Raw genomic sequence first — 25,324 nt, forward strand, 5'->3', positions numbered from 1 at the left:
TCCATTTCATTAACATCTTTTGCACCATCGACAGCTTTGATAAATTCATACTTATGAAACTCTTGATTTACTGCATATTCAAAGGTTTCTTTAAGTGTACTAGCATCTGTAAACGTTCCAGTTGCTTTTACAAATTGATACACCGCTAGTTGACGGCCTGCGCCTTCTGGTAATGACATAAAGTTATTTTTGATGTCTTCCGAAATGCCTAAAGCTTTCCAATGTGTTGCTATCGCTCCTCTAAGGCTTGTTACATCTTTTGCGTTATTTACCGCTTCAATTGATTCTGTTGGGACTGCTGCTGATATCACAATTGTGTCAGACTCTGTCCCACTTGTAATTGTGATTACTACTTTGCCTGCATTTGAATCTGTTCCCTCTGCTACTACTGCTGTTACACCCTCCGGTAATGTCGCATTTTCGATAGCTATATTTGCAGAAACTACTGTTGTTGCTACATCAGTATTCCATGAGATATTTAATCCTTCAATTGTTGATTTTGCTGATGCTACTTTAACTGCATCAGTTGGTACAGTTTGGTCACTTTCTTCTTTTACAACTACTTTATCTCCTTTTGCATTTTTTACTTTACCCTCTAATTCTCCAGCAATTTCTTTCGGTGCAGTAACTACAGCTCCATTCGGAACTTTAATCTCGTTTACTAGACTTTTAACCTCAACAGTCATAGCATTAGTTCCTGTTAAGTCAATTTTAGCATCTGAATTAGATGGATTTAAAACTATATTAGCACCATCTAATGCTCCACTTTTCAACTTGACTGATCCTCTAATTTCAATATTTGTTATTTTCACTGCTTTTAAATCAATTTCTGCACCTGCATCTACTGGATCAATGATAACTTTTGCATCACTCAACGCCTCAGGGTTACTTGTAGTTAACTCCACTGGTTTTGTTATTATGAAATTACCCGTCACCTTTGTACCCTCAGCGAAATATACATCCGCATGTGCTACAATAGCTGGCGTTCCTACTGTAGCTGCAAATGCTGCTGTAGATAATACTGCATAACCTGCCCATCTTTTATGTTTATTCATTAATATTTATCCTCCTTTTTAAAGTTCAGCAATCATGGGATAATGAAGAGGAAGGGAGAAAGCTTGCTTTCCCCTTCCTCCATTTTTACAGGGAATTTTTATTTAATTGTTTCATTATTTATGGCAACTGATTTTTTCACCAATGTAACACCTGATTTATCTATAACTGTTAGATTCGTTACAGAACCATTTTGCAAAGTAATTTTTTCACCATTCACTAGTCCTGTTAAATCAATTGTTAAATTGGTAATTGTTTTACTTTGAAGATCAAACACTGATCCATTTTGAATATCTCCACTAATTGTAATTGGACCAGCGATAGGGCTTGCACTCTTAATAGCATTATTAAATGCTACTGTTGTACTTATCACGCTATTCTCACCTTCCCCCATCCATATCATATCTATGGACAGGCTTATAATGAGCCTACACCGTACAGGCGGCTTTCACCGCATACGGCGTGCCATCAACAGTAGTTATTCATTTTTGCACCATTTCATACATATAATTGCATTTTTATAGTAAATATTTAACCGTGTGAATATACCTATATAAATGGCAAAAAGAGAGACCAATCGCTATTGCATGATTGGTCCTACTATGAAATTGGTAAGCATTATTAAGCAAAGTAAGCTTATGAATAACGACCACTGACTGGGTCCCTTCGCTCCAGTTAGTTTTCTCCTTCTCGTATGTTACCATACAAGTCCGAACGGCTAACCATCAACACTACTATGAACCCGCTGCCATCTTACTAGTCTCATAGGTGCTGAAACACCTCTTCCAGTAAGACTTCAAACGTTCCGCTATTTCCATCCCTCTTTTTGATTCCCTTAGGTTTCCACTATCCAGGTGTAAGAACGACCGGATTAACAGTCAATTTCTCGATCGCCACTATAGCATTTCAACTATAAGGATGTAAAGTGAGCTCCTAGCTTATTTCGCACTATACACTAACTTACCCTGCCTACATGGATTCGTCTACCTAACCATAGAAATCTTTTAAAGAACCCCGCCCCGGGACCACCGGGTACGACTTCACCTGACTTCATCCCTTTTGTGTATTCAGCACATCACTGGATGCAGGAGGATTAGGCACTTGCTTTTGACTGTTTACAAGAACAGGAATTTCACCCGTATATTGGAATATAGCAGTTAGAAAGAAACCCCGTGTACTACCAAAAGGCAAGACACGGGGTATTCGTTTCCACTCATTTCACTGATTGGATCAGTTTATAGAGTAACGTTTCGTTTAGTTTTATTAAGAAGCACCATTTACAACAGCTTGGATGCTTGCTGCATCATCCAAAGTAGAACTTACTGCTTCCAATGCAGCTTTAACTGCATCAAAGTTGCTTGCAGTTACTCCTGTAATGCCAGCAGCTGTGAACATGTTTAGTTTTACTTGATCCCAATTACCTTCGCCAGCAGCCCAAACGATTTCTTTAACAGCTGCGTTCGGTACTTCTGCATCTAACCAAGCTTGAATGCCTGCAGCGTTAGCAAAGTTAGGTAATTCTGCAGTGCCACGTGGGAAGAAATCCGCAACAAAGTCTTCACGTTGAGCAGTATTTAGAGCTGAATATTTAGTGAGATTTAATCCTAATGCAGGATTTCTCAAAGCTGCATCAACTTCTTCTTTACCTTGAATAGCATTAACAGCTTGCACTGCCGCTGCTGTATCTACTGCTGCATATTCGTCAGCTAGTTCAAGATCAATAATATTTTGAAGCTCAGTTAGGTTAAACTTACCGTCAGCATCAACAGCAATCTCGTTTTGTAAGCGTGTCTTAATTGCTGCAAAATCCGCAGCTGTAACAGTGTATCCAGCTTTGAATGTTACACCAGCGCCAGTCAATGTAGCTACTGTAATTCCAGCCCAATTTTGAGATGAAGCAGCTGAATTAATTGCGGCTAATTGAGCAGCTGCACCAGTAGCAGTATCAAGATCAGTAACTGCTACTACTGTTGAAGCAGTTAATCCCGAACCAGATACAGTTGCAACGATTTTAAGTTCTTGACCAGTGTATGCTGTATTTTGAGCAACAGTAAATGTTCCAGCAGTTCCTGTAACAGTAGCTGTTCCTAATGAAGCAGTTCCTAAGAATACTTCATAAGAATGTCCAGCTGTAGCTGTAAAGTTAATAGGTCCACCGATTTCACCAAGGTCTCCATCAGTATCCGTGAATGTAGGATTTGTTGCACCAGTTACAGGAGCATTGTCAGTTACAACGCGGAAAATATGTTTTCCATCTGCGCCTTTTTGGAAGTTAACCACATCACCAGCAGAGATGATATCTTCAAATTGAACTAGTGTTAGAACATCGCCATTAGCTTTGTAGAATTGAGCAGCACCGTAGTTAATCCATGCTGTTTCAGTATCAGCGTCTACTCGTAGCTTCAAGCGATCTCTGTTAAGCTCAACAGCAGTTACGACTGCATTATCAAGCTTCGCAGGGATACCATCGTATGCAGTGAATGAAACTGAAGCTGTTTGAGTTGGAAGAATTCCACTCGCACCAGTAACATTTACACTAACAGTATCAGCTGTGTTTGAATTTACACGGATAACTGCTTGACCGTTAACATCAGATTCTACATGATAAGTTTTAGTTCTTCCTAAATTCTGCCTTTCTTTCAGAGGAACTCCATTCTCATCTTTCACATCGGCATTACCAAATGTAGAAGTTACATCAAATGCCAATACGTATTTAGTTGGAATAACTTCTGTATTCGTTTCAGATACTGGAATAAAGTAAGTTACGCCATTACGAACTTCTTGTCGGTAAACAGTTTGAGTTGAAGTTGTTCTTTGTTCTGTTGGACGGTAAGCAAAACCGTTTTGATCAACTGATTGATAAACGAAATATGCATCTTCTGCTGTTGAAAGCGAAGTAACTGCATTTCCATCCTTATCTTCAACTGATAATACAGCATTTGTAACAACTGGAGACTTGAAGTATGTTGTGTCAGCAACAGATTGAACATCTGCTTTATCAAGTTTAACAGGTGTAACATCACCAGCAGTATTTAAGAATACAGTTGGAGTTACATAAGATGTAGCACCTTTTCCAGCTACGCGGAATTGAGCTTTACCATCTTTACCAACTTTAATTGTCTTAATGTCAGTCCCGTTCGTGTTTAGCTTAGCAAAGTTAGATGTACCAGTTGAGAAGTACACATCGCCAGCTAGATCATCGAATGCTACATATGCAACAGTTCCTTCTGGAGCAACTTTTCCAGCTTTATCAGTAACTGTTACTGTATAAGTACGACCACCAGCAGAGACTGCATCGTATGCTACTGGAGCAACAGTGCCAAAGTATTCAGCAGAATTTGCAGTACCTTCTCCAACTACAGCAATAGCCAAGCTATCTAATTGAGAGAATTTAACTGTTGGTGCTTCTGCTTGTAAGTCCAATTTATTGTAATTGTAAGAAACTGGAGTAGTTGGTGTTGACTCAGGAGCATACACGATTGGTGTAGCTGTTAAGTTAGTACCATAGATTGTAAATGAACCTTCACCACTTGCATTTGTTGTTACTGTCGCGAATTTTTGAGCTCCAGTTGTTAATTCATAAGGTGTTACGAAGTTCTTAGTTGCATGATCTTGAACATATACATCTGTAATTTTATTTGGTGCAACCCCTAGGTTTTCCTTGATAGCAATGTAGTAAGTAGCATTTGCTTTACCAGTAACCTTGTAGGATTTTTTAGTTTCGTTAGCCAAATCGTTACCAGTAGTGATTTCAGAAACAGCTAATTGAATTTTGTCTGCCCAGTATACTTTACCGGAAGATACTACTGAAGATTTGTGTGTAGCGTATGCTGCAACATTGTCTTCAGAAGCATAGTAACGAGTGTAAGTGTAAGAAGCTACACCTTTATCGTCAGTATAAGCAACTGCTTCAAGTTTTTCGTTTGTAGCAGAGCTATTAACTACGTTGAAAGTAACTGGCACGCCAGCTTTAGATTGTCCTTCTGGAACTGTAACTGTAGCAGTAACAGTAACATCTTTACCAATTACACCTTGTAGAGATGGAGTAGTAACGCTGATACCAGTTGGAACTACAGCAGATACACCGTTGAAAGTTCCAAGTTTGTTATCGTTAGCAGTTACTGTGTAAGTTTTTCCGCCTTCTTGAACAGCAGTAGTCAATACTACAGTCTTAGCGTCAGTTTGTTTAAGGACTTTGTTAGTGATTTCTAGTCCGTCGATTTTGAAGTTCAATGCTGCAAGATCTTCAACCTTTTCAACAAACTTCACTTCAACAGTTGTGTTGTTAACAGCCGTAATTGACTCAACACCTGCTACAACGCCAGTTACTTTTGAAAGATCAGCGTTTAGGAAGTTGTGAAGGAATGTAGCGAAATGGCCACGAGTTGTAGTTCCTTTTGGATTGAACTGTGCAACAGTTGTGATGTCGAAGAAGTCTAGGACATCGATTGCTGGACGAGCTTCAGATTTAGCAGAGTTACGGTCAGCAACTTCTTGTTTGAAGTCTTGGCCGGAAACATATTCTACTAGATTAATATCTTTAACTGAATCAAATGCACGAACAAGTACTACTGCCATGTTCTCACGAGTGATGTTGTCGCCTGCAAGTAGACGACCGTTGCTTCCGTTGAATACGCCGTTGTCTTTAACAACTGCAGCATATTTTAGAAGCTCATCGTTTGAAGCTGCTGTCAAATCTGTGAAACGTGGGTTCGTTTTGTAGTCAGAAGGTACTTCGTATCCTTCAGATACAAGCCATTTCCCCATCAATTTAACAACGTCAGAACGAGTCAACGTTTGGTTCGGTTTGAAAGAACCGTCTTGGTAACCCGAGATAATGCCAGCATCAGATAGTGCATCGATTGCTGCTTCATGTGTGTTGCCTTTTGTGTCTGAAAAATCTTTAGCGCTTGCTACTGGTGCTACTGCAGATGCTACTAAAGCAGCTGATGCAGCGCCAACTACAAACTTGCGATACTTCGTTGGTTGGTTAGCCATTGAATAATTTCCTCCTCTTATTTAAGAAATAAAATTTGTCATCTACCCCACGGCAAAATGGAAGTAGAAGCCATTACACAATAAAGTATAGATTCTAACAGCAGGGATGTCAATTACTTATTGGTATTTTGCTAGATTGCAAGTCCCAAACCTATGTAATTTGCCGCTGCTTCTACTATTCTACCTTATCTCAAAAATATATCAAGTATTTCTATCATATTTCACTAAAAGTCTTAAATCATCCCAATTATCTTACTGTTTTTATGTGGCTTGTCTTGCAAGGGTTTTGTAGATTTATCATTTCCTAATACTGGGAGTAATCGGCCATTATGGCGGTCGCCCCCCCATACGTTAATCTATTAATGCAATAAATGTAATAGAATTGTAGTAGGAAGAAATTGTTTTTATAGCAGTGATTAGTTGTCCTATTCACCGACTCCTTGAAATTTTATTAGTGAAAAAGTAATTGTTTTTTGGAAATAAAATTGGTTGTCCCATTTACCAACGCTTTAGAATCTATTATTTATTGAACATAATAGAACCTTAATAGAAAGAAATTGTGTTTTAGTGCAAACGGATCCTGCTTGAGACAATAAACGAGAGTAGATTTACCTAAATATGCTTCCACAATGACACTTTTGATTGCAAAATACCTGCTTCGTTATGGTATTTGATTAAATCTATTGAATCTATGCTAGGGAAACTATTAATAGAAGTAGATTAGAGGAAATAGTTTTGGGGATCTTGTCTAATGCAGGTGGAGAAGAGGCTAACAGCCTCAGAATTTAGTCTTTGAACGCTTTGCTTTCCGCTCTTCTATGTCTAGCTCCGGTCGCTAGCTGCTCGGGTCATAAGTCGTAGCCGCTGTGTGGAATAAGGCGCCACTTAGCATCTGAGCAAGCGCCCTCCGCTTTTCTATAGAATGCAAAAGGACTTGAACAGATGGGAGCTGTTCAAGTCCTTTTGTGCGGTCAACCAACCGTTTTCGTCCTGCGTGGCGTTTAATAATATATGCTACAGAGGAAATTATCCTTACATTTCGTATTCTATCACCAGTATTACTAGATTACAAGTATCATTATTTTATTTTTGGCGAATTATTTCAAAAAGGAATTTTGGCAAGTTCATTTGCCGTTTGATACGACTTGGCTCCAGCAATAGCCGGTAGAGCCATTCCGCTCCGACCTTTTGAAATGCGGCTGGTGCGCGTTTGATGTTGCCTGCTAGCACGTCGAATGAGCCGCCGACTCCTTGGTAAAGGATCGGATGCAAGTTATCGCGATGCTCTTCAATCCATAATTCCTGTTTCGGCGATCCCATTGCGACAAACAAGATGTCGGGTTGTGCGGCGTTGATTTTTGCGATCACTTTTGACGTGTCCTTTTCGTAGCCGTCCTGTGTGCCGGCCACTTTGAGATCGGGATACGTGTCAATCAGTTTAGCTGCGGCTGCATCTGCAACTCCTGGTTTCGCGCCGTAGAGGAAGATGGACTTTCCTGTTCGGGCGGCTTCCCTAACTATTCTGTCCATCATGTCTACTCCGGTTACGCGGGATTGTATGTTGCCTTTTTGGATCTTGGACGCGATGATAACACCAATGCCGTCCGGGATTTGGAATTCCGCCCGGTTAAGCAGGGCTTTCAGCGCTGGGTCGTCTTTTGCCTTCATTAACTTTTCAGGATTGATGGCTACGATTAATGATTTCTTTTTGGCGTCGATGTTGTTGAAGAGTTTCGGGATGAGTTCATCGTAGTTCTCTGTGTTGACGTCGACGCCTAATATCGTTTCTTTCATTTAGCTCATGACTCCTACTGGTGAGCCGTCGCCGAGTTTGAAGTAATGGAATCCGGCTTGTTCCCATTTGTCTCGAGAGAGTGCGTTTTTCGTGTCGAGGATGAATGGTTTCGGCTGTTTTGTTGTAAGTGAATTCGGGCTGAGCTGTTTGAAGTCGGTATGATCCGTCGTCAAGATGATCAGGTCAGCGTCTTGTGTTGCTTCTTCAAGTGTTGCTTGTTGTGTCGTGTGTTGCAATGTTTTGATGTGCGGGTCGAACGATTTCACTTCGATGCCGCGTTCTTGCAACGCTTCAACTACACTGACTGAAGGGCTTTCGCGCATGTCGTCGACGTCGCCTTTGAATGCGAGGCCGAGTACGGCTACTTTGCCGTCCGTGATACCTTTCGCGTCCAACAGGAATTGCGCTTTTTGCGCGACGAATTGCGGCATGGCGTCGTTTGTGAGCCGTGCTTTGTGTATGATTTCCGCGTTTTCCGGGTTCAGTTCTACTAGGAACCATGGGTCTACTGCGATGCAATGGCCGCCTACTCCCGGACCTGGCAAATGGATGTTGACGCGCGGGTGGAAGTTTGCGAAACGGATCGCTTCCCATATATCTACACCGATTGTTTCCGCGATTTTCGCGAGTTCGTTGGCGAATGCGATGTTGACGTCGCGGTATGTGTTTTCCATTACTTTGACGAGTTCAGCTGTTGTTGCGTCCGTCAAGTGGATTTCGCCTTGAACGAATGTTTTGTAGAGCGCTTTTGTTTTTTCAGCTGATTCTGGTGTTATGCCGCCGACGATGCGGTCGTTGTTGACGAGTTCTTCGAAGATCTTGCCTGGGATGACGCGTTCAGGCGAGTGTGAGACGAAGAGGTTTTCGCCGAGTACTAGATCCGATTTGCGAAGTTCTGGCAACATGATGTTTTCAACTGTTTTTGGTGGGACAGTCGATTCCAAGATGACGAGTGCGCCTGGCTTCAAATATGGAACGATGGATGCTGTCGCTTTGCGGATGTATTCCAAGTTTGCCGTGTTGTCGGGATTGATCGGCGACGGGACGGCGACGATGTAGACGTCAGCTTCGACTGGAGTCGTGGAGACGGTTAGGTTTCCAGCGTCGATTGCTTGGTCGAGTCGTTCTTGGAGTCCGTTCTCTTCTATATGTAGTTGCTTGTTGGCGATCATGTTGACTGCTTTTTCGTTGATGTCGACGCCGTGGACTTTGAGTCCGCTGTTGGCGAACATGACAGCTGTCGGTAGGCCGATGTAGCCGAGGCCGATGACGCACATAGTGTTGTTCATGAGTGATGTTCCTTTCTGAATGGGGGTGCTTTTATTAGGTAATGCTTGAAATTTCATTGAAATGCTTGCGCAGGGGCGGTGATGCTCGACCCCTGCTCTTTTGAATTTACATTCGTTGATTATAGCATAGTTGAATCGGTTGTACATATTTCCACTATTACGGGGCTTATTTCACCGTGATAGGTGTAAAGATGCCCTGCTTGGTCGTCCGTCCGGTGTCGTTTGCGATCCCTGGGTGGACGACGAGGAAGTATGAACCGCCTTTTTGCATTTGTTTGAGTGGCGTGATGTCGAGCATGTCCGTGCCGTTCGGTTTGATTGAAATCGGTACTGCGACGCCTCCTACTTTTATGAGTTCTACCTTATTGGACGTGTTTGCGCCAGTAAGGTTCATTTTTTGCGTGAAATGGAGATGGAATGTTTTGTTAGTCGGCACTTCTTGCAGCTTGTCGACTTGTTTATAGCTTTTCTGTGACAATGAGTCTTTCAATAGGCGCGCATGTATAGTAGAAAGTTCTTGGTCATGTTCGCTTGCGATTGTTGGCACGATTCCTGTGCGATGGATTTTGGATTTCTTCGGTCCTGTGAATTCGCCGATTGTCAGTTTGAGTGCCGATCCGTCTTCGAATTCGAAGAATGACTGAATGGTGCCCTTCCCTTTTGTCTTCTCGCCGACGATGATTGCGGCGTTCTGGTCTTTGAGGGATGCCGCCACAATCTCAGATGCGGATGCCGAGTAGCGGTTGACGAGTACATAGGTCTGTTTCGGGAATTTCAGTTTCGATAGTACAGGTTTTACGGTTGTCGTGCCTTCCCTCGTTTTCATTTCGTAGGCTGTTTTGACGCCTTCGAAGTGCCCGAGGAGTTGTTCGGCGCTTTCGACGTAGCCGCCACCGTTATAGCGGAGGTCAATAATGAGTTTGTTGGCGCCTTTGTTCTTCAGGTTCGTGTAATGCTTCGTGACGGCTTTGTCCATATTGGCGGAGAAGGTGGTGATTTTGATGTAGCCGATGTTGCCGTAGAGCATGTGGGATGTGACGGCGGGCTCCGTTAGGTTATGGAGGGCCATGTCGTCGGCACCCACTGCTGCTACGTAGTTCATGTATTCGTCGGGTGACATGTAACGCGAGTATTCGTCGAGAGAATCTATGATTTCGTCGATTGTCGTCATGGCATGAAGGTTTTCCGGGATGTCTCCATAATAGAAGTTTTCGACGAAGAATTTGATGTCGTCGACGCGTGCGGCTTCAGCTTCGGCGGATAGTGCTGTCTGGGCCGATGCGTATGGAGCGAGCAGGATAATAGTCATGAATGCGAGTAGGATGAATTGGATTTTTTTCATGCCGATGACTCCTTTCTTGAGGATCGTTGATACGGTTATTATACCCATATTATTAAATTAAAGACATGGTACGGGAGAATAGTTTTATAGAGTAGGTCCCTTGCACGGATAAATAACGACAACATACACATCCTATTCTTGTTTAGGAGGTGAAACATAATGGTTAATCAACAAAACGGTAAAAATAATAAAAACGTCGCGGAGAGCATTAAGAATACAGCTGGATCCGCATTCGAAACAGCTCATGATGCTTTAGAAACAACAGAAGATATTGCAATGAACACTGTAGATGCTGCTAAAAACGCTGTACAGAATGTAACGGGAAACAAGCAAAACAATCAAGGTAAGCAACGATGATTATGTGAAAACGCCAGTTTCTGGCGTTTTTCTTTTTGCACTATATGTAAGTATGGCATTACTTTTCAATCAATTCGATTTGTAAATAACCGTAGGGACAACGATCGGTATTCGTTAACATAATCTTTATGCAGCGTTAAAACTATCAATATAGTAGCTTAACATCCCTATTCTAAACTGAAGTTGAATCTAATTTAGATAGGAGATGGAGAAAATGAGCAAACAATTACTACTAGAAGCAGGAGTAGCCTTATCTTTATTATTCAACCCGTTCAGTCAGCTTGCGGATGAACCAACAGTCGGTACTAGAAAACAAGTAGATAATGTAGCACACCGTGGCGCATCAGGTTATGCACCTGAAAATACGATTGCTGCTTTCGATCTCGCAGTGGATATGAAAGCTGATTATATAGAAATCGATGTTCAACGAAGCAAAGATGGTGAATTAGTATTAATCCATGATACGACGGTGGACCGTACGACGGATGGAACAGGTCATGTCGGGGATTTGCCATTTGAAGAGTTGAGGAGCCTTGATGCGGGTAGTTGGTTTGGGGAACAGTATGCAGGAGAACCTATCCCGACATTTGAAGAGATTCTAGATCGTTACCATGGTAAGATCGGCATTTTAATAGAGTTGAAGGCTCCGGAGCTTTACCCTGGTATTGAAGAGCAGGTGGCAGAAGCATTACTCGAACGAAATCTCGATAAACCGCAAAATGAAAAGATCATTATTCAATCGTTCAACTTTGAGTCGATGAAGAAAATGAATGAGCTTCTTCCCCGAGTTCCAATCGGTGTATTGACTTCTAACCGTGCAGACACAACATTGAAAGCTTTACTAGAGTTTTCAACGTATGCGGATTGGGTTAACCCGAATTATAGAATTGTGACGGAGGAGTTGGTGGAGCAAGTGCACTCTTTAGGAATGCAGGTTGGTTCATGGACGGTGCGCAGTCAGGAAGCGGCGGATTTTCTATTTGAAATGGGGGTGGACGCGATCATTACTGATTATCCGGATTATGTGGATCCACGAAACTAGTATTTTTATAAGATTGTTTTAGTAAAGGAGTAGTTGCTGCTCCTTTTTTGTTTGTATTTTTAGGGATGGATGCGGAGGTTGCTATGGGGTTGAAAGTTGGTGAGGCGCGATTACACGAAAAAGACGGCTGGGGTCCCCTCCCCTTCGCCGTCTTTTTATAGTTATTGGACTGAGAATTGGTGGACCCAGTAGGGGGTGCCGTTTTTGTCGATGGCATAGCCAATGCCGATGTTGGTGAATCGGGATTGGAGGATGTTGGCGCGGTGGCCGGGTGATTCCATCCAGCCTTCGACGACGGTTTCGGCTGTTGTGTACCCTTTTGCGATGTTTTCACCGTAGCCTGACCATTCGTAGCCGAAGTGGTCGAGCATGTCGCCGACGGAGCCGTATGTTGGCGAGTTGTGGGTGAAGTAGTTGTTCTCTGCCATGTCATCGGCTTTCGCTTGGGCGATGGTTGAGAGCGACATGTCATGTTTGAGTGGTGCGATATTTTGTTGTAATCGTTCATTGTTTACTAGATTGATGGTTTGAGCTGCTATCGACTCGTCCATTTGGCTCGGTGGCGGCTCAGGGATGGAGTAGACTTTTTCGACGTATTTTTGTTGGGCTTCGTCATAGTAGAGTTCGCCGGTTTTCCGTTTGGCGTCAAATTCGATGGCACGTTGGATGAAGGCGGCCATGTGGGCGCGGGATACAGGATCGTTCGGCTTGAATTCGCCGCCTTGTTCGGTTGTTGTGATGCCGAGCTCGGCAATGGTTGTTATGTAGCTTTGGTAGCCGTTGATTTTTATGACGTCACTGAATGAGATCAGGTCGTTGTCGTCCACTTTGATGTCATAGGCGAGGGTGATGATCTTGGCCATCTGCCCGCGCTTGAGTGGCGCGTTCGGGTTGAAGACTTCGCCGTTGTTGAAGATGCCGCGTTCGGTGAGTGCGCGGATGTGGTCGTACGCACCATGGGCCGGGGTGACGTCTTTGAAGTCCGGCGTGAAGTCGTGTGTCGGCTTCGTTTTTGTTGCGAGCGCGACGATTTTAGCAGCTTGTGCACGCGTGACCGGTTGGTTGAGTTTGTATGTGCCGTCCGGGTAGCCGTTGATGATGCCTAGTTCTGAAATGGCGTCGATCGGGTCGTGTGCCCAATGGGATTTCGGGACGTCTGTGAATGATGCGGCTTGTGCCGGTTGGATTGCGGGTGTTAGCAGCAGTGCTGTAGTGAGAAGTGCAGTTGAGATTTTGAGTTTCATAGATGTTTCGCCTCCTTTTCTACGATTATAGTGGATTTTTGGTGGAGGGTGGGAATGAAACGGTTGGGTGTTCTTTGAAAAACCGGAGGTTTGGTTGTGTTGCGTTGGTGGATGGTTGTGTTGTGAGTTGGAATGGTTGCGTTACGATTGTGTTTCGTTGTGTTGCGGAGTGAGTCCATTGTGTTGCGGGTGTTTGGTTGCGTTGCGAGCCGGGATTGTTGTGTTGCGAGTGGCAATGATTGCGTTACGGCGGAAGTTAATTGTGTTGGGCGGTTGGGTTGGTCGTGGGCAATTTGGATGTATCCCCTACTCTTCGTATCGCGCTGAATGGTTTTGACAAATTAGATGGGTTGATGCGGTGTGGTTGATTGTATTGCGAGTTTAATCGGTTGCGTTGTGACTGTGTTTGGTTGTGTTGCGGAAGCGGATTGTTGTGTTGCTGGGTGAGTTGATTGCGTTGTGAGTTCGGTTGGTTGTGTTATAACGGTGTTTAGTTGTGTTGCAGTATGAGATGGTTGTGCAAAGGTGGTTGAGTACGCGGGGAATTTTAATGGAATAGGAGTCTGTGTACGCGATTCCACAAAAAAGCCGTCCTCCCAGGCGGCTTTATGGTTTGGTATAGGTTGTGTTGCGGGAGGCGCCGTGGCGGCGTAGGTTGGTTTGGCGTAGGATGACGCTTGCGGCTGAGCTGGATTTCAGATCTAGGAATAGGCGGAGCTGCCTGTTCGTTATGGTTGGGCTGACGAGTAGGAACCAGTCGTCGATCGATTGTTGCAGGGCGTCTTTTGTGTTCTTTTTGCATGATCTGCAGTACCAGGAGTGACCGCGGACGCGGGTGGCTGGTTCGTTGCATGTTGGGCAGAGTACGCCACGTTTTAATTCGTTTGGTGAGATTTTGTATCGTTTACATGCTCTATCGTTCCACCATTTTCTCCGGTTCTGGTTGATGATTTGAGTTATTTGACGGATTTGTTTTGCTGTCAGCTTGGGTTCGTCCGAGATGAATTTCCGAATGTAGCGCGGTAACTGTTTTGCGTATTTTAGTGTTACTGCATTTGGGAATTTAGGAATTTCGGTATTATTGTTTGCCATGATAAGGATGGGCTCAATCGGGATATTGATGTTTCGTTGTCTAAGCCATTCGGTTAGGCCGATTGCCGCTCGGTCTAGTTGGTGAATGACGCAATCGTATTTTTCGGTCTCTCCGTATGGAGAGATTTTGGTAGTTTTGCCTGAATTTTCGTCGAAGTGCACGGTACCAGTGAAGTTTTTAATCTCGAGAAGGAATGCGATAGATGGGGATATGATAAAGGTGTCGATCTGGATAAGGAAATCGGGGTTAATTTCTAATGTGATGTCTTTCAGGATTGTTGTGCCCTGGGGAAAGGCGATTTCGTTAAGTACTCGATCTACATAGAGCTCGCCGGTGTAGCCGGCTTTAGCTTGGTGATACTTTTTGCTGACCGTTCCGTACTGCGGGTGGTCGGTTGGTAATCTTGTGCGCAGCCGTTCGAGTTGGGTAAGTTCTTCGGGCTCGTTACGTTTTTCGTGAATTGGTGTGCACGCTCCTTTAAATTGAATATTCTTTGTTCATTGATAGATTAGCATTTATTTTTCGTGGGTGCAACGGGTTGCGTTGTAGTTTGTTGTTGGTTGTGTTACGGGTGGAGTTCGTTGCGTTGCGTTTGGGATTGATTGCATTGTGACAGTCGTTTGTTGCGTTGCGGGGGAGTTGATTGTGATGCATTGGGACTTGCTTGTGTTGCGGATTGATTTCATTATGTTGCGCGGGAGATTAATTGTATTGCGGGCTATATAAATATTAAAAACCCGAGCCGTCGTTACGACGGCTCGGGTTTCATTTTGCGTTTCTTCCATAATTCTTCTGCAGCACCCGACCCTAGCATTACTCCGATGATAATTAAGAGGAAGCCGATCAGGTGGCGGCCGGTGATGATTTCGCCTAGGAAGAGGGCTGAGCTTGTTAGGGCGAATAATGTGTTCAGGTTCATGAAGATGGCGGCTTTCGATGGGCCGATTTGTGCGATCGAGTAGTTGTAGAGCATGTGTCCGACGGCTGTGCTTAGGATGGCGCTTGCGGCGAAGACGACCCAGAAGCTTGGCGGGACGGTTGTGAATTTGGCGAATTCGCCGGGCTCTTGGATGAAGCTGATGACGAACAGTAAGAGGCTTCCGGCAATCAGCATGTACGCGGTGAGAACCCTTGGGTCAAGCGTCCTTGCTGCCTTAGCGATTACTAAAAACGAAAGGACTTGTACAAGGATGGCGATGAAGATGAATGCGTCTCCGAGTTTGAGGCCAGATAGTGAATCGCCGCCTGCGAGGACGACGGAGCCGATGCCGATGAAGCCTACGATTGCACCGAGCCATTGGATTCTCGTCGGGTAGTTGCGCAGGATGAGTGCTGTGCATACTGCTGTTAGTACTGGGCCGGTTCCGAGGATGAGGCTGGCGTTCGTACCGGTTGTGCGGAAGAGGCCCATGTTGAGAAAGTAGTGGTGGAGGACGACGTTGAGGGCGGCTCCGCCGATTATGTATGTCCATTCTTTTTTGGTTGGGAGGCGTACGAGTTTAAGGGCTCCCAGGATGGCGAATACGGTGATGCCTGCTGTTAGGACGCGAAGTGCGGTCATGGTGACAGGGTGCATGAAGGTGAGCAGGTATTTGAGCATGGGGAGGTTGATGCCCCAGAGGAGCATGGTGATGGTGAGGAGTGTGTAGAGTTTCCACATGGTTGAGTGCCTTCTTTCTTTTGGTCGATAGAGTCTAGTTTAGCATATGGGAGGGGGTTATGCGGGAGTTAGTAAAAAAAGGATCTCAATAGTTGCGGTGAGATCCATCACTTCTTCATGTTGTTTGTTAACGTTCTTCACATTACTCATCCTCTCTTATGTATTTATCAGGATTCTGGAGGAATTTATCATATAATCTTTCACTTTCCCTGATTGCCGTTTGGAATTCCGGGGGATTTGGATCGCCTTTCTTAATAACTGCTTTTGTAAATAGTAGCAGTTGCTCTCCCTCGTATTCATATTCGAAGAAAATGGCTCTAAAAGCACCAGGTTTCCTTCGGTTAACTCTGATCTCATTTAATGGACGATTACAGGTAAGCTCTTTAAAAAGCCGAAATGTCCTTTTATGTCCATTCTCGTCTTCTCCAACCATGATAAGTTCTTTATTGGCTGGAATGCCTACAGAAGATAATTGCTGAAGTCCTTGGCGTAGAAACTTCGCCAATTCTTGTGCGTTGCCATCGCCTTTGATTCCCATTTGGACAACCTTTGATATTTCCGATATTACCTGACTTTCCCCGTTCTCTTTTAAATAGAATATTATAGCCATAATTATATTGTACAGAATATAAAAATTCGATTATTTTATATTCCATACAATATATTCCCCCCTTTCTTAAATATTTATCTTATATGTATATATCACCAAAGACTTCATTGGAAACTAGTGGAGAGTCGCAGGAGTTTAGCTGATTTGTGTCCGCGGAGAATTTTTTGGAATGCCCTCCTCTGTTCGCGCCAAATGGTTTTGACAAATTAAGGGGTTGATTGAAGACGTTATGCGTAGGTTTTGGGATTTATGCGTGTTTGGGGGCGGTTATGCGTGATTGGCGGGAGTTATGCGTAAGTTTTGCAGTTTATGCGTAATTTGGGGGATTTATGCGTGAGTTTTTCAGTTTATGCGTTTTTGGATGGGAAAAGCGGACTCTCGTTTGGGAGTCCGCTTTTCATTTAGAATCTGAAGGCTTTTCGCTGGATGGCGAGGGAGCCGATGATGTAGGCGAGCAGGGACAGGACGACGGGGATCGTTACTGTGTGGACGCCGAGTAGGTTGCCGTAAGCCGCGTTGTAGAAGTGGATCGCGATGTAGCTTGCGATGCCGGTGATCATGCTCAGTATGGCTCCGTGTTTGTTGCCGTATTTCCAGTACAGTCCGAGGACAATCGGCCAGATGAAGGCGGCTTCGAGCCCTCCGAATGCGAACAGGTTCAGGAAGATGAGCAGGTCGGGCGGTTGCAGGGCGAGCAGGAAGACGATGATTCCTAGGATGCCGGTGACGCCGATGCTTATTTGTTTGACCCGTTTTTCGCTTGCTTCCGGTTTGATGAAGTTCAAGTAGACGTCTTTGACGATCGCTGAGCTGACGAGCAGCAACAGCGAGTCGACGGTCGACATAATGGCCGCCATTGGTGCCGCGAGGACGATGCCTGCAAGCCATGGGGGCAATACTTCAAGCGCGATTAGCGGAATGACTTTGTCCCCTACGGTAATTCCTGGCATGACGGGGCGCGCGAAGACACCGATCAGGTGCATGTTAAGCATGATGAAACCTGTGACGATTGTGCCGATGACGAGTGCCCGGTGCATGGCGCGGGAGCTTTTGTAGCTCATGGCGCGGACGGCCATTTGCGGGAGGCCGACTACACCGACGCCGACGAGTATCCAAAAGGAGGATACGTAGGCGGCGGTCAGTTTTCCGTCCGCTCCGAAAGGCGTGACGAGCCTCGGGTTTTCATTCAGTAAGTCCTGCATGATGGCCGGGACTCCACCGCCCGCGATGATTACGCCGATGAGCAGGATGAGTGTGCCAACGACCATGATCGCTCCTTGGACGGCGTCGGTCAGTGCGACGGCGCGGAATCCGCCGATCACGACGTAGACGAGGACCGAAATCGCGAAGATGAAGAGCGCCGATGTGTACTCGAGCCCGGTGAGCGATTCGATGAGCCGTCCCCCGCCGACCCATTGCGCGGTCATGGCGGAAAATAGGAAGATGATGATGGCTATGGCTGATAGAATCGCGACGGCCGGGCTGTTGTAGCGCGCTTTCAGGAAGTCGATCATCGTGACGGCGTTGTATTTGCGGCCGAGGATTGCGAATTTTTTCCCGAGGATGAGCAGGACGAAATAGCCGGTGACGACTTGGGTCATGGCGAGCAGGATCCAGCCGAAACCGACTGTGTAGGCGGTTCCGGGTCCACCGAGGAAGCTCGATGCGCTGCCGTATGTGGCGACCATCGTCATCGCGAGGACGAAGCCGCCGAGTTCGCGTCCGCCGAGGAAGTATTCTTGGAGGAATCCGCCAGTTGAGCTCATTTGTTTGGACGCGATGTAGCCGACGACGAAGATCGCGACTAGGAAGATGACGAGCGGGATGATGACTTGGATGTTCATTGTTTTAGGGATTCCTCCTTTGTTTCAGCGTACGGGTCCGCGTCGAGCGGGACTTCTTTTAGTACGAATTTGGTGATGATGATGACGAGCGCCGACATTAGGATGAACCCGAGAACGCAGCTGTAGAAGAACCAGTCGGGCAGGCCGAAAATGTATGTATATTCTTCGGGTGGGCGGGATCCGAGTCCGTAGGCGAAGCCGTACCACCAGATGAAGTTGAATATTGCTAGTCCAACGCCGATGAGTGCTTCTTTGTGCGCGATTTTGAAGCGCGGATCGGGCTTGTATTGTTCGGGCGGCTTGGGATTGCTGGCCATTTGTTGATTGCTCCTTTCGGTTGAAGTTCGATTAAAGTCTTTTAGGTTGATTATACAGGAATTTCTTGTTTTTGGGAGAGGTATTTGGAGTTTGATAGTATTTGGGAGTGCGTTATGCGGAATTTCGGCGGTTTATGCGTGGTTGCGGGAGTTTATGAGTTTTCGGGCGAGTTTATGCTGCTTTTGGGGAGGTCGCGGAGTTCCTACTATTATATAGAGAGTGAGGATCGCGCTGAATGGTTTTGACAAATTAAGGGGTTGGATTGAAAAAAACGCTCCGGGTGGGAGCGTTTTTTTACGGAGTCGGAGTTCTATCTTTCATTACTACATAGTGTGCGGCTTTGCGTTCGCCGATGAGTTGAAGGCCAGATTTGGCGAGCAGGCTGCGGGCGACGTTGCGGTTGTTGAGCTGGGTGAAGTAGCGGAATTCGCGGTTCGTCATTTGAGGTTTGATGAGCATGAACCAGTCTTGGACGGTTTGTTGGTGTTCGGTTTTTCCGGCGTGTCCGCATGACGGGCAGTTCCACTTCTCCCTCCTCCACTTCATGCCGGGCCGGTCGCAGCTTGGGCAGATGACGCCGGGTGCGATGTCTTCAGGGGTGATGTCGTACCGGTCGGCGAGCGGGAATGGGTTGTAGTCTTTATGGTGTGCGATCATCGCGGTTGCCAAGTTGTGTATGGCGTGCCCGTCGAGTATTTGTTCATTCACGGGCAATGATCGGAAATGGACGGGCGCTTCGTAAGTGAAGATCGTTTTCATTTCGGGCGACGGGTGCTCGATGGCGAGTTCGTTCGTATGTGCGAATGTGAGGAGACCGTCGATCGGCATTTGGATGCCGCGTGTTTGCAACCAATTTTTTAGCAAGTGGATTTTCCGGTCGATTTCGATGTATGGGTTGCGCATCGGGTTGCGGTCGCCGTTTTGGAAGACGCGGATGAATTGGGTAGGGTTCGCCTTGATGACCGTTTTGTCTTTGTGGTTTTTCACTTCGACGACGGTGATGGATGATGGCGTGATGACAAGCGAGTCGATTTGAAAATAGGTGCCGTCTTGCTGCAGGTATAGGTCGTGGAGGATGGCGTGCGGGTAATCTGGCTGGAATTCATTGATGTGGGCATCAAATTCGAGTTCGCCGTTGTAGCCTGCTTGGCAGATCAGGAGATTTTTTTTGACTTCGTGCTTTTTCATATGGCTGTTTGGCAGGCGTTTGTCTAGGGATAGGAGTGCTTTCAATTCATTTGGCATTGTCCGTTTTTTGTAGATCAATTTGTTCACCTCATGTTTAGTTTAGCTTGCTTCCTGTTTGAATGGAATACTTTGGATGAAGATTGCATTTTGGGGCTTTTTTGGCGTTTAAAATTGCGTTATGATTCGATTTCGGCGATTAAAAATGAATTTTGCTAGTTGATTGATAGAGTTTATGCGCTGATGTGAGAGGTTATGCGGAGATTTTTTTGGTTATGCGTGAGATTTTGGGGTTATGCGTAAGTTGGCGGTTTTATGCGTATCTGGTGGGATTTATGCGTGAGTTGATGGATTTATGCACGTTTGGGAGGGTTTATGAGTATTTGGGGAGATTTATGCGTGATTCGGTCCTGACGTGGAGGATGGATTGTTAGGATGGGGTTTTTTAATCGCGCTGAATGCTTTTGACAAATTAAAAAACCGCCACTTTCGGCGGTTTACTGGGTGCAGTATTGGTAGATGGCGGCGGTTGCGAGGCAGTCGCCGATTGCGTCGTGGGCGTCGTGTTCAAGTTGGAGGTGCTTCGCCAGTGTGCCGAGTTTGTGGTTGGGCGTTTCTGTAATTGTCTTGCGTGCCAGTTTCACAGTGTCGATGACGGTGTATTCGGGAATCTTAATGCCTTCAATGTTGTCGAGGGCGTAGAGAAAACCCATGTCGAAGCTGGCGTTGTGGGCGATGATCGGCAGGTCGCCGATGAATTCGAGAAGGTCGTCGATTTTATTTTCAATGGTCGGTGCCCATTGGACCATTTCGTTCGTTATGCCTGTGAGACGGGTGATGGACGCCGGGATGTGTCGTTGCGGGTTAATGAAGCTGTTAAGTACACCGACACGCTCGTGGCCGATGTATTTGAGGGCCCCGATTTGTATGATGCGATCAGCGCCAGCCCGGAAGCCTGTCGTTTCGAAGTCGAGGACGATGTAGTCTGTGACGTGCCTGGTTGTCGTTTTGTACTTCCTGATACGGGAAGCGCGGCGGGCGCCCCAGTTTTGGATGTCCGTTTTTGTTTGCAGCAGTTCTGCCGCTTTTCGATTTGGGCTCATCTTGGTTGCACATCCTTTATTTTCACGATTATTTCAATTCTATTACTATATTACACCTTTTTAAAAGTATTAAACTAGATATATGTTTTAACTGAGATAGTTTATGAGTATTTGAGTACTCGCGGTGATGTTTTGGTGTGGGATTTGTCTATCGCGCTGAATGGTTTTGACAAATTAAGGGGCTGGTAAGAGGCGTTATGCATGAATTTTAGCGTTTATGAGTTTCTGGGTGGGTTTATGCGCGTTTGGAGGAATTTATGCGTAATTCTTAGCGTTTATGAGTTTTTGGGAGGATTTACGCGTGATTAGCTACAGTTATGCGTTTTTGATGCGTCGTGAACAAATAAATGAAACGAGCCTTTCCGGGAATTGGAAAGGCTCGTTTCGGATTAGTTGGTGGCTACGAAGTTGCCGCCAGTATTAGCTGAGAAGCTGACTGTGCCGTTTTTGACATTTGCTTTTTTGGCAACTTCTTCAAATGTGTTCGCGTCGATCACGCGGACTTGCTTGCTGCTCGTGTTGACTGGCATGACGATATCGATTGAATGACCAAGGCGCGTCACTTGTTGTTTCGCTTCCCCGATTCCGTTCCAGAAAGTGATTGTGTAAATGTCGGAAACCGCGTTGGCTACTCCCGATGCGTCATTACTTGCTACTGAAATCGTGATGTTACCTTTCAATGCCTTCAATAGATTTTTTTGAAGGGAGTAGACAGCGCCATCTTTGTGGATGACAACGTCTTTCTTAGAACGTTCGATTGCACTCATGACGGAAGCGTTAATTACAATGTCGACTTCCCCTTGCATTGAAGTCACATCAATAACGATCTGTTTGCCGGATTGTGAAACAATCTCTTCCGTGACGACGTAGCTATTCCCTGGCTCTGGTTCTGGCTCCGGCTCTACTTCAGCTGCGACAGTTACGAGGACACTTGCCGAAAAGTCTTTGTACGTAACAGTGATTTCCGTCGTGCCCGTAGCTAGTGCTGTGACATTGCCGTTTTCGACTGTTGCGATTGAAGCGTCAGCAGAAGTGAATGTCGCGTCAGCCGTGACGTCCTTCTCTTCTGTCGTTCCGTCCGCTTTCGTCGTCGTTTCAGTTACTGTCAATTGCTCTGATGTGCCGACTTCAAGCGTGAGTGATTCGTGGTTGACGTTGTAAGTGACTTCGTCACCTACTTGGTCGCCAGCGTTGTAGATGACCGCTTCGGCTTTATTGCCAGCAGCGTCTTCATATTTCACTTTAACCGAGTTTTCTTTTTTGTTGAGCTCAGGAAGTTCGAATGTGAATGTGCCGTCCTGCTCGAGGTTAACCGGACCGGATGCGACAACTTCTTCACCTTTTAGCACTTCGTAAGAAGTTTTTAGTTTTGTGTTGATGTTGTAGCCAAGGCCGTACAATTCGAGTTCCTCTTGGTACTGAATGTACGCGTCATCGATTTGGCCGGTTGCTATCGTACCTTCGATTGCACCTTCAATTGTGCCCGCTGTCGATTTGACGACGACTGGTCCTACGAAGTCACCGATGATCGGCGGGTTGCCTGAAACCGTCAGTGCTGTGAAGTCGATTGTATAGAGTCCGTCTGGAATCCTTGTCGCGCCAGATCCGCCCCATGGGTTATAGTTTCCACCGACTCGTAGCGTGTATGAACCTGCCCCTAATGCAGTGCCCGCGTGCAGGTAGCCGATGTAGCCGTCTCCGTATGCGCCGCCTTCAGGATCCATGATATCCCAAAGTTCTATATAGTTCGTAGCGACGTCACCCGTAATCGTGAAGGATAAAACTGCTTCATCTTTCACGCCGTCGCCGTTGAAGCTCAGGTCTGTTTCCGAAATGCTCATGTTCTTTATTTCATCTGCTGCTTTCCCGCCGAAATCAGCTGCGAATGGCAATGATGCGACCGTGCTGCCGCCTTCGATGTTGATGTAGCCGAGGATTTCATCGCCGGCTTTCGTGCTCGCTGCGGATGCTGTCAACGTGACGTTGAGCAATTGCTCGCCGGATAGAGTGAACGTCGGCTTGTCGATTGTGACAGCTGCGTCACGGAAGCCTTTCGTCACTTGAACAGATGCGTTGTATGTGCCTCCGCTGCCTTTTACGTTTTTCACAAGGATCTGCTTTGTGACAGAGATGCTTGTCTTCAAATCTTGTGGACCGAATGTCACTGTCCCTTTCTTGTTCTCAACAGTTTGTCCATCGTTGTTTGCGGTGTCGATTGCGTATGCAAGGATTTCAGGGTGCGCTGCTTGGTAAGCTTGTACGCGGCCTGCCCCTTGTGCGAAGACGTCGTACTTGCCAGTATCAAGGACCTTCGCTGTGTTGGAGAGCGCGACTTTTACGTCAAAAGCGTCCCAAGTCGGATTCGCTTGTTTCACTAACGCCGCGATTCCCGCAATATGTGGTGTTGCCATGGAAGTTCCTGTTTTACGCGTGTAGGCCTGTTCGTAGGTCGCTTCCGGGAAGTCTGCTTTGTACATCGGGATTGTCGACATGATGTTCGTTCCCGGTGCAGTGACGTCAGGTTTAATGTCGAAGTTCGGTGTGGACGGTCCGCGTGAGCTGGAGTTGTTCACTTCGTCGCCTGCTGTCATTGTTTTATCGAAATTGCCAAATGAAATCGTGCCTTCCGCTTTCGCTAATGCATCACGGATTGCTTCGCCGTCCGTTTGGGACATGTCGAATGTCGGGATGAACTCGAATGCGTCGCCAAGGAACGTGCCGGATGGGCCTGGTGCGCCTGTTCCGCCCGCGAAGTTGTGGACGATGATGGCGATTGCGCCGTTGGCTTTCGCTGCTGCGATTTTGTCGACAAATGCGATTTCGCCGCGCGAGACGAGTACAACTTTGCCATTGACGTCAAGTCCAGCGTAGTCTGTTGGTTTTCCAAGTCCAGGGACTGCGACGATGCTATATTCGCCGTCAAGCTGCGTGGCGAGGTCTTGGCCGTATGTTGTGCCCATTAGGTTGAGCGTTTTTGATAGGTTGTAGTTGCCGGCGTTGATGTTGATGTCGCCGTGGTAGTGCGCTTCAGGGTTTGTCGTGTTGCCGACTGCGATGCCGAGGCGGGATGTCGCTGGTGTGCCCATCGTTCCGCGGTTCGGTCCGGAGTTTCCTGTTGCGATGACTGAGATTGTGCCTGCGAGCATGGCGTTGTTGATAGCGAAAGATGCGCCATCTGTTTCGGAGTTTACACCGCCGCCTAGCGACAGGTTGATGACGTGCATGCCTTCTTGGACTGCTGTGTCAATCGCTGCGATGATGCCTGATGTGGATCCGCTGCCGTATGCGCCGAGTACGCGGTATGCGTATAGGTCGACTTTCGGTGCAATCCCTTTAATGCCGTATTCGTTGTTGCCGATTGCAGCGATTGTTCCCGCGACGTGTGTACCGTGGGATGTGTAGAATGAGCTGCCGTTCGTGTTGAATTCCGGTACGTTTGCAGGGCGTTCTACTGGCGACGTTTCGGATGCATCGTCATCCGCACGTGGTTTTGTGTAGTTGCTGCTGTGCGGAATGAAGTTTTTACCGCCTTTGTAGATGCCTTGGAAATCAGGGTGGTCGGCGTCGATTCCTGTGTCGAGGACGGCGACTTTGATGCCTTGTCCTTCATAGCCTTCCGCCCAGAGCGCTTCGATTCCGAGGAATCCGATGCTCGTGTCCATGGCAGGTCCGACTTGTCCATCTATTGCTTTCTTTTGGAGAGGCGATTCGGATGGAGCCTGTTTTTTCTTACCGTTCGATTTGTTGTCTTCGAGTGCGTAGACGATTGTGTCCGGCTCGACGAGTGTGACGCCGTTCACTTCGAGAAGTCTTGGAAGGTCGTCAGCTTTGACGGTTCCGGACATTCCATTGAGGACGGTGTCATAGCTGAAGCCTTCGTTGAATTGGATGCCTTTGATAACCATTTCTTTTTTCGCAGCCGCTTGCTGGTTGCGCACTTTTTGTTTTGTTTGTTGCGCTTCTGAGTGGGAGAATGATTTTCCTTTCAGTTTTTGGATTCCCTTTTGGAGTCCTACTGATTTTTCAGAGAGATGGATGATGACTGGGACTTGTTGATTCCCTGTTACGTTTTGAAGCTCTTCATGCAGTTTCGCTTCGCCCCCGAGCAAGTTGAGCTGTTCGGCGATGGCGGCTTTTTGCTGCATGATGCTTTCATCTTGCAAGTTCTGCTTGAACGCTTTTGTTGGTTGGTCAGCTGTTTCAGCCGGATCCGTGTTGGCGGATGCCGTGAATGGCGTGAGCATTGTTAGCACGAGGATGATTGCCAAGAATGTGCTGAACAGCTTTGTAAAGTTGCGATTCTTCAAAATACCTATTCCCCCTTAGTAGTTTGGTAGATTGTTGCCATTTCACAATATCATAGTAAGATTTATTTGAAAATAGTGACCAAT

17 protein-coding genes are annotated in these 25,324 nt (G+C 46.2%); 2 read left to right on the forward strand and 15 right to left on the reverse strand.

All coding sequences use genetic code 11. From position 1 onward, the window contains the following. The 6 genes from AB1K89_RS14425 to AB1K89_RS14450 form a co-directional block, all read right to left on the reverse strand. Positions 1-1,055, reverse strand: a 1,055-nt coding sequence (locus AB1K89_RS14425; RefSeq protein WP_413055417.1) for a hypothetical protein, incomplete at its 3' end; no start/stop codon positions are given. Positions 1,056-1,153: 98 nt separating this feature from the next. Then, on the reverse strand, positions 1,154-1,426 hold the full coding sequence (locus AB1K89_RS14430; protein ID WP_413055418.1) for a hypothetical protein: 273 nt from the start codon (positions 1,424-1,426) through the stop codon (positions 1,154-1,156). An 890-nt stretch (positions 1,427-2,316) separates the two neighbouring features. Then, positions 2,317-6,051, reverse strand: a complete 3,735-nt coding sequence (locus tag AB1K89_RS14435) for an S-layer homology domain-containing protein (protein WP_413055419.1) — start codon at positions 6,049-6,051, stop codon at positions 2,317-2,319. A 1,083-nt stretch (positions 6,052-7,134) separates the two neighbouring features. Next, a complete protein-coding gene (locus tag AB1K89_RS14440) occupies positions 7,135-7,845 on the reverse strand; it encodes a WecB/TagA/CpsF family glycosyltransferase (RefSeq protein ID WP_413055420.1) in 711 nt (236 codons plus the stop codon). Next, positions 7,846-9,135 (reverse strand): nucleotide sugar dehydrogenase, encoded by a 1,290-nt coding sequence (locus tag AB1K89_RS14445; protein WP_413055421.1) that lies wholly within the window; start codon positions 9,133-9,135, stop codon positions 7,846-7,848. Positions 9,136-9,301: 166 nt separating this feature from the next. Then, positions 9,302-10,477, reverse strand: a complete 1,176-nt coding sequence (locus AB1K89_RS14450; RefSeq protein WP_413055422.1) for a S41 family peptidase — start codon at positions 10,475-10,477, stop codon at positions 9,302-9,304. Positions 10,478-10,636: 159 nt separating this feature from the next. Here AB1K89_RS14450 and AB1K89_RS14455 point away from each other — a divergent pair, with 159 nt between their 5' ends. Together AB1K89_RS14455 and AB1K89_RS14460 are read left to right on the forward strand one after the other, a co-directional pair. Next, positions 10,637-10,834: a hypothetical protein gene (locus AB1K89_RS14455; protein ID WP_413055423.1), complete on the forward strand. Its 198-nt coding sequence runs from the start codon at positions 10,637-10,639 to the stop codon at positions 10,832-10,834. 214 nt (positions 10,835-11,048) lie between these two features. After that, on the forward strand, positions 11,049-11,876 hold the full coding sequence (locus AB1K89_RS14460; RefSeq protein ID WP_413055424.1) for a glycerophosphodiester phosphodiesterase: 828 nt from the start codon (positions 11,049-11,051) through the stop codon (positions 11,874-11,876). A 161-nt stretch (positions 11,877-12,037) separates the two neighbouring features. Here the strand turns inward: AB1K89_RS14460 and AB1K89_RS14465 are convergent, their stop codons facing one another. From AB1K89_RS14465 to AB1K89_RS14505, 9 genes are all read right to left on the reverse strand, one after another. Continuing rightward, on the reverse strand, positions 12,038-13,120 hold the full coding sequence (locus AB1K89_RS14465) for a CAP and S-layer homology domain-containing protein (RefSeq protein ID WP_413055425.1): 1,083 nt from the start codon (positions 13,118-13,120) through the stop codon (positions 12,038-12,040). A 606-nt stretch (positions 13,121-13,726) separates the two neighbouring features. Further along, positions 13,727-14,701 carry a nuclease-related domain-containing protein gene (locus tag AB1K89_RS14470; RefSeq protein WP_413055509.1) on the reverse strand — a complete coding sequence of 325 codons (975 nt, stop codon included), beginning with the start codon at positions 14,699-14,701 and terminating at the stop codon, positions 13,727-13,729. A gap of 260 nt (positions 14,702-14,961) precedes the next feature. After that, on the reverse strand, positions 14,962-15,873 hold the full coding sequence (locus tag AB1K89_RS14475; protein WP_413055426.1) for a DMT family transporter: 912 nt from the start codon (positions 15,871-15,873) through the stop codon (positions 14,962-14,964). A 142-nt stretch (positions 15,874-16,015) separates the two neighbouring features. After that, positions 16,016-16,411 carry a hypothetical protein gene (locus AB1K89_RS14480; protein ID WP_413055427.1) on the reverse strand — a complete coding sequence of 132 codons (396 nt, stop codon included), beginning with the start codon at positions 16,409-16,411 and terminating at the stop codon, positions 16,016-16,018. 473 nt (positions 16,412-16,884) lie between these two features. After that, positions 16,885-18,327, reverse strand: a complete 1,443-nt coding sequence (gene panF, locus AB1K89_RS14485) for a sodium/pantothenate symporter (RefSeq protein WP_413055428.1) — start codon at positions 18,325-18,327, stop codon at positions 16,885-16,887. Then, positions 18,324-18,644, reverse strand: coding sequence for a YhdT family protein (locus AB1K89_RS14490; RefSeq protein ID WP_413055429.1), 321 nt, complete (start codon positions 18,642-18,644; stop codon positions 18,324-18,326). The genes panF and AB1K89_RS14490 overlap by 4 nt, the downstream gene beginning before the upstream one ends. Positions 18,645-18,939: 295 nt before the next feature. Then, on the reverse strand, positions 18,940-19,911 hold the full coding sequence (locus AB1K89_RS14495; protein WP_413055430.1) for a nuclease-related domain-containing protein: 972 nt from the start codon (positions 19,909-19,911) through the stop codon (positions 18,940-18,942). A 416-nt stretch (positions 19,912-20,327) separates the two neighbouring features. Then, positions 20,328-20,933 (reverse strand): 3'-5' exonuclease, encoded by a 606-nt coding sequence (locus tag AB1K89_RS14500; protein ID WP_413055431.1) that lies wholly within the window; start codon positions 20,931-20,933, stop codon positions 20,328-20,330. Positions 20,934-21,322: 389 nt separating this feature from the next. Continuing rightward, a complete protein-coding gene (locus AB1K89_RS14505; RefSeq protein WP_413055432.1) occupies positions 21,323-25,240 on the reverse strand; it encodes a S8 family serine peptidase in 3,918 nt (1,305 codons plus the stop codon). Positions 25,241-25,324 lie beyond the last annotated feature (84 nt).

The organism is Sporosarcina pasadenensis (assembly GCF_047228845.1).
Classification (GTDB): Bacteria; Bacillota; Bacilli; order Bacillales_A; family Planococcaceae; genus Sporosarcina.